This window comes from Neobacillus drentensis (assembly GCF_036965645.1).
Classification (GTDB): Bacteria; Bacillota; Bacilli; order Bacillales; family Cytobacillaceae; genus Neobacillus; species Neobacillus drentensis_D.
On record NZ_JBALPZ010000216.1, the window covers coordinates 1 to 6,062 of the forward strand.

At 36.7% G+C, this 6,062-nt stretch carries 7 protein-coding genes; 6 read left to right on the forward strand and 1 reads right to left on the reverse strand.

Annotated features, from left to right (window positions below; translation table 11 throughout):
- Window positions 1–5: 5 nt before the first annotated feature.
- The 6 genes from V7266_RS28630 (at window position 6) to phoU (ending at window position 5,038) form a co-directional block, all read left to right on the forward strand.
- Entirely contained in the window at window positions 6–866 is an 861-nt protein-coding gene (locus V7266_RS28630) for a phosphate ABC transporter substrate-binding protein (RefSeq protein WP_335472614.1), read from the forward strand.
- A gap of 79 nt (window positions 867–945) precedes the next feature.
- The gene (gene pstC / locus V7266_RS28635; protein WP_335472608.1) at window positions 946–1,866 is read left to right on the forward strand and encodes a phosphate ABC transporter permease subunit PstC; all 921 of its coding nucleotides are present in this window, start codon (window positions 946–948) and stop codon (window positions 1,864–1,866) included.
- Complete coding sequence (pstA, locus tag V7266_RS28640) at window positions 1,866–2,753, forward strand: phosphate ABC transporter permease PstA (protein ID WP_335472609.1); 888 nt, start codon at window positions 1,866–1,868, stop codon at window positions 2,751–2,753. The genes pstC and pstA overlap by 1 nt, the downstream gene beginning before the upstream one ends.
- 15 nt (window positions 2,754–2,768) lie before the next feature.
- Entirely contained in the window at window positions 2,769–3,581 is an 813-nt protein-coding gene (gene pstB, locus V7266_RS28645) for a phosphate ABC transporter ATP-binding protein PstB (RefSeq protein ID WP_335472610.1), read from the forward strand.
- 9 nt (window positions 3,582–3,590) lie between these two features.
- Window positions 3,591–4,364: a phosphate ABC transporter ATP-binding protein PstB gene (gene pstB, locus V7266_RS28650; RefSeq protein WP_335472611.1), complete on the forward strand. Its 774-nt coding sequence runs from the start codon at window positions 3,591–3,593 to the stop codon at window positions 4,362–4,364.
- A gap of 14 nt (window positions 4,365–4,378) precedes the next feature.
- Window positions 4,379–5,038 (forward strand): phosphate signaling complex protein PhoU, encoded by a 660-nt coding sequence (phoU, locus tag V7266_RS28655; RefSeq protein ID WP_335472612.1) that lies wholly within the window; start codon window positions 4,379–4,381, stop codon window positions 5,036–5,038.
- Window positions 5,039–5,129: 91 nt separating this feature from the next.
- Here phoU and V7266_RS28660 read toward each other — a convergent pair whose 3' ends face one another.
- On the reverse strand, window positions 5,130–5,837 hold the full coding sequence (locus V7266_RS28660) for a response regulator transcription factor (RefSeq protein WP_335472613.1): 708 nt from the start codon (window positions 5,835–5,837) through the stop codon (window positions 5,130–5,132).
- Window positions 5,838–6,062 lie beyond the last annotated feature (225 nt).

Here is a 6,062-nt window from a genome sequence, read left to right on the forward strand (position 1 = left end):
CTTTAATGATGTTTGTTACTGCCTGTGGCGGTGGATCAAAAGATAATACTACAGACACTGCTGATAAAGGTGGAAAAGAAGTTTCTGGTTCTTTAGTTGTTTCTGGCTCATCTGCTATGCAGCCCCTCATTGCTGCTGCAGCAGAGGAATTTATGGCAAACAATCCAAAAGTAGATATTCAAGTAAATGCGGGAGGATCCGGTACTGGGTTGTCTCAAGTAGCAGAGGGATCTGTTCAAATCGGAAACTCGGATGTTTTTGCAGAAGAAAAAGAGGGCATTCCAGCTGATCAATTAGTCGACCATAAAATAGCAGTTGTTGGGATTACAGCTGCCGTTAACCCAAATGTTGGTATTAAAGACATCTCAAAAGATAATCTTATTAAAGTTTTTACAGGGAAAATTACAAACTGGAAAGACGTTGGCGGTAAGGATCAAAAAATTGTTTTAGTTAACCGCCCTGATGCTTCTGGGACCCGCGCTGTATTTAATAAATTTGGACTTAATGGTGCTACTCCTGCGGAAGGAATTACCGAAGATTCTTCAAACACCGTTAAAAAAATTGTGAATGAAACCGATGGTGCAGTGGGTTATTTAGCCTTCTCTTATTTTACAGATGATAAGGTAACGCCGCTATCAATTGATGGGGTGGAACCAACAGATGAAAACGTCCAAACAGGTAAATTCCCAATCTGGGCATACGAACATTCCTATACAAAGGGAGAACCTAGTGGTGCAGCGAAATCGTTTATAGACTATTTAATGTCAGACGACGTTCAGAATACTTTGTTAAAGGAACAAGGCTACTTACCAGTGACAAAAATGAAAGTAGAACGTGATGCAAAAGGGAACCAAACCAATAAATAATCAACAGTCTTAGGTGTAAACAGGGTAAATGTGATGAGTATACATTTACCCTTATGACGCATTCGAGGTGATTGGTACGATGGAAAAACTTGTTTCTGCAAAAGATAGATTATTAAAATCCGGTCATAATCGGTTGGATGGTGAACTAAGGGGGAAAATCCTTGTAATTTTATGCGCTGTGATTATGATATCTGCCACAATCACTATCACCATTTTTCTCGGAATAAAGGGTCTGCAATCTTTTATTAAGAATGGCGTCAGCCTAGTGGAATTTATAACTAGTAAGAATTGGAATCCAACGAATCAAGCTAGTCCAGAATATGGAACTTTACCATTCATCTTCGGTTCATTTGCTGTAACCTTTCTTTCAGCTTTGGTAGCAGCACCCTTAGGAATTGGAGGAGCAATCTTTATGACAGAAATTGCTCCATCATGGGGAAAGAAAATATTACAGCCAGTTATTGAGCTATTAGTGGGAATCCCTTCTGTTGTTTACGGATTCATCGGGCTAACAGTATTAGTACCGTTTATTAGGGAGAATGTAGGAGGTCTTGGTTTTAGCTTACTTTCAGGAACTATTGTCCTGTCCGTCATGATATTACCGACTGTAACGACCATTGCAACAGATTCAATGAGCTCTTTACCAAAGACCTTAAGAGAAGGTTCATACGCTCTTGGCGCTACCCGATGGCAAACCATTCGAAAAGTGCTGATTCCAGCAGCATTGCCAACACTTTTAACTGCAATTGTACTGGGCATGGCAAGAGCATTTGGTGAAGCATTAGCCGTTCAAATGGTAATCGGAAACGTAAAGGACTTGCCTTCGAGTTTATTAGATGCATCTGCCACTTTAACCACTATTATTACACTCAACATGGGACATACTACATATGGAAGTGTAGAAAATAATACTTTGTGGTCGATGGGATTAATTTTATTAGTCATGTCGTTCGCATTTATTCTCCTCATACGCTACTTATCTTCAAGGAGGAAGATGTAATGAATACCAAAACGGCTGACCGAATAGCTTCAGGCATCTTCTACTTAATAGCGCTAATTATCATTTTGATACTTGTAGGTTTATTCTACTATATATTGGTAAATGGATTGAAAAACATATCTCTTAATTTCTTAACAGCTCCCTCAAGCAATGTTAGGGCCGGCGGGGGAATAAGGGATCAATTATTCAATTCGTTTTATGTTCTGTTTATTACCATGCTGATCGCTGTACCTCTAGGGATCGGCGGGGGAATTTATATGGCTGAATATGCTAAACCAGGTAAGGTTACTGATACTATTCGTTCATGTGTAGAAGTTCTAGCGTCACTCCCTTCAATCGTTATTGGAATGTTTGGTCTTCTAATGTTTGTTAATTTAACAGGTTGGGGCTATACCATATTAGGCGGAGCATTAGCACTAACCGTCTTCAATTTACCAGTTATTGTCCGAGTAAGTGAGGACGCAATTCGTTCTGTACCAAGGGAGTTAAAAGAAGCAAGCCTTGCCTTAGGAATTACTCACTGGCATACGATTAAAACAGTTATATTGCCGAGTGCATTTCCAACCATTTTAACAGGTATTATTCTAGCGGCCGGTCGTGTTTTTGGTGAAGCAGCTGCGTTATTATTTACGGCTGGTTTATCCACACCGCGACTTGATTATGCAAACTTGAATCCATTTTCACAAACTTCACCATTAAATATCTTTCGTCCGGCGGAAACTCTGGCAGTACATATTTGGTCGGTTAATACCCAAGGCTTAATTCCTGATGTCGACGAAGTATCAAGCGGTTCTGCAGCCGTTTTAGTCATCTCCGTATTAATTTTTAATTTATTAGCCAGATGGATAGGAAGCATGATTCATCGGAAAATTACCGCAACTAAATAAAAGCAGGTGAGTGGTATGGTGACAGCAACGGAAGAAAGACCAGTTGAATCAAAAACTGTACAAACTAATAGGAAAGAAAATATATTACATGTGAAAAATTTGGAGATTTTTTATGGCGAAAAACGAGCAGTAAATGGAATAACAATGGATATTGAAAAGAATTCAGTTACTGCGCTAATCGGTCCATCCGGTTGTGGAAAGTCGACTTTTCTACGCAGTATTAACAGAATGAATGATTTAATCCCTGGGGCAAAGGCAAAAGGGGAAATCTTTTATGAGGATATTAATATTTTATCTGATCAAATCAATGTTGTCGCATTAAGAAAAGAAATTGGAATGGTTTTTCAAAAACCAAATCCATTTCCAAAATCCATTTATGAAAATATTACCCATGCATTAAAGTTTGCAGGAATCAGAAAGAAAAGTGAACTGGATAAAATCGTTGAGGAAAGTCTTCGAAAGGCAGCATTGTGGGAGGAAGTAAAGGATCGACTTCAAAAATCAGCATTATCACTTTCAGGCGGACAGCAGCAACGTCTTTGTATCGCTAGGACGATTGCCATGAAACCAACCGTTATGCTTCTGGATGAACCGTCTTCAGCACTAGATCCTATCTCTAATGCGAAGGTTGAAGACTTAATTGTGGAATTAAAGAAGGACTATTCGATTATAATTGTTACCCATAATATGCAGCAAGCATCACGAATTTCCGATAAAACTGCTTTCTTTTTAAGTGGTGATTTGGTTGAATATGACATCACTGAAAAAATCTTTACAAATCCTTCAGTAAAAAAGACGGAAGAATATATCTCAGGAAGGTTTGGGTAAGGAGGCAGCATGGCTAACATAACAGTACATAGACAAGTTTTTCAAATAAATGATTTAAATCTATGGTATGGAGAGCATCATGCATTAAAAAGTATTAACTTTCCGATAAATAAAAAAGAAGTTACCGCGATTATCGGACCTTCTGGTTGTGGAAAATCAACCTTTATAAAGACTTTGAATTTAATGATTAATTATGTTCCCAATGTAAGGATGACAGGAGAAATTAATTATAACGGTCAAAATATTTTGAATGAAAAAATGGATCTAGTAGAATTGCGGAAAAATGTAGGAATGGTTTTTCAAAAAGGGAATCCTTTTCCCCAATCGATCTTTGATAATGTAGCTTATGGGCCAAGAATCCACGGGATCAAAAGAAAAACCCATCTAGAGGAAATAGTCACTAAATCATTGATGGACGTTGCGCTTTGGGAAGAAGTAAAAGACCGCTTAGGGGCTCCTGCACTTGGACTATCAGGCGGACAGCAGCAAAGGTTGTGCATTGCCAGGGCACTTGCAACAAAACCAGATGTCTTACTCATGGATGAGCCAACATCGGCACTTGACCCTATTTCAACCCTAAAAATTGAACAATTAATATTAGAGTTGAAAGAAAAATATACTATTGTGATTGTTACCCATAATATGCAGCAAGCCTCAAGGGTTTCGGATCAAACCGCCTTCTTCTTAATGGGAGAATTAATTGAATTGGATGATACCTCAAAGATATTCTCAAACCCACGGGATGAACGTACTGAAGGATATATTACAGGAAGATTTGGCTAATAGGGGTGAAAAGGGTGAATACAAGATTTAACTTCGATAGTAATTTAAAACAATTAAAAGATTTGCTAATAGAGATGGCACTGAAATCGGAAAAAGCTATTAAGGATAGTATTGATACACTCATTAATCAAGATATTGAAAAAGCAAAAGAAATTATTAATAATGATACAATTATTGATGAACTTGAGCATGAAATAAACAATAAAGCGATTCTACTTATTGCTAAGGAGTCACCTGTTGCAAGGGACCTAAGAAATATTGTTGTTGCATTAAAAATTTCCTCAGAAGTAGAGCGAATTGCCGATAATGCTGTTAATATTGCCAAATCAACATTGCATATTGGGCAAGAAAAGCATATTAAAGAAATTGTCGATATTCCAAAAATGATGGACCTTGCATTAGAAATGTTAAGTGATTCGCTAAAAGCCTTCCTAACAGAGGATGTAGACCTGGCAAGAAAGTGTGCGGAGAAAGATGATAAAGTAGATGAAATGTATGGACGATTAATTAAGGAATTAATGGAATATATACAAAAATATCCTTCACAAACTAATCAAATTACGCAGTTGGCTTTTGTGTGTCGTTATATAGAAAGACTTGGAGACCATTCAACTAATATTGCTGAACATGTTATTTATCTTGTAACCGGACAACGGTTTGATTTAAATGCCTAATATCTATAATTTTAATTAATTAGGAAGAATTTTTGAAAGGGATGATAAAAGGCTGTCAGACCTAAAAAGTGGGAAGGCAGCCTTTTGCATCTCATTTTGGCTCTTCCAATTTATAGCCAACTCCTCGAAAAGTTTTTATATAAACTGGTTTCTTGGTTTCCTCTTTTATTTTTTCTCTTAAACGGGATATATGAACATCCACAATTCTTGTATCGCTTGAAAAGTCATTTTTCCACACAGCGTGGAGCAATTCATCACGACTTTGAACCCGTCCCTTATTTTTTGCTAAATAAACAAGCAATTCAAATTCCTTTAAAGTTAACTCTATTTGGTTTCCTTTGAAATAAGCTTCAAATTTCATGGGATAGATTATTAATTCACCAATGACAAATTCTTTTTCATCGATTTTTATGTAAGCCTCTTCAGTCTGAACCTGGGTTCTTCTTAGAATTGCTTTTATCCTCGCAATGACCTCTCTCGTACTAAATGGTTTAACCATATAATCGTCCGCACCTAACTCTAGCCCTAATATTTTATCAAGTGCGTCATCTTTTGCTGTGAGTATTAAAATAGGAGTCATGATCTTTTGTTGTCGAAGTTGCTTACATACTTCCATCCCATCTAACTTTGGCAGCATTAAATCTAATAGAATAAAATCTGGAGACTCCGTTTCAGCAACCCTTTTACCCTCTTCACCATCCATGGCTATTAACACTTCAAAACCTGCCTGGCTTAAATGATATTCAAGTAAAGTAACTATTGATGGTTCATCATCAATCACTAGTATTTTATTTTTCATGATATCCCCCATGGTTTAAAAAATATAGTACTAAATTTCGTAATTAAAATATGAGTTATAAATAAATGATAATTATAGTTACTGTTTTTTACAATTTAATATGAAGAAACTTTACAAGGAATTAACCTAACTTTACTAACCCTTAACAATCTGGAAACTCTAGATTAATAATCTTTTTATTTAATAGGGATATGAACAAAATGTGTCCAATACTAGGGGGAGAAC

What these genes read in the sequence shown, in the direction of transcription:
- V7266_RS28630 (WP_335472614.1), top strand. Translation starts at nt 6, where the DNA reads ATGATGTTTGTTACTGCCTGTGGCGGTGGATCAAAAGATAATACTACA.
- pstC (WP_335472608.1), top strand. Translation starts at nt 946, where the DNA reads ATGGAAAAACTTGTTTCTGCAAAAGATAGATTATTAAAATCCGGTCAT.
- pstA (WP_335472609.1), top strand. Translation starts at nt 1,866, where the DNA reads ATGAATACCAAAACGGCTGACCGAATAGCTTCAGGCATCTTCTACTTA.
- pstB (WP_335472610.1), top strand. Translation starts at nt 2,769, where the DNA reads ATGGTGACAGCAACGGAAGAAAGACCAGTTGAATCAAAAACTGTACAA.
- pstB (WP_335472611.1), top strand. Translation starts at nt 3,591, where the DNA reads ATGGCTAACATAACAGTACATAGACAAGTTTTTCAAATAAATGATTTA.
- V7266_RS28660 (WP_335472613.1), bottom strand. Translation starts at nt 5,837, where the DNA reads ATGAAAAATAAAATACTAGTGATTGATGATGAACCATCAATAGTTACT.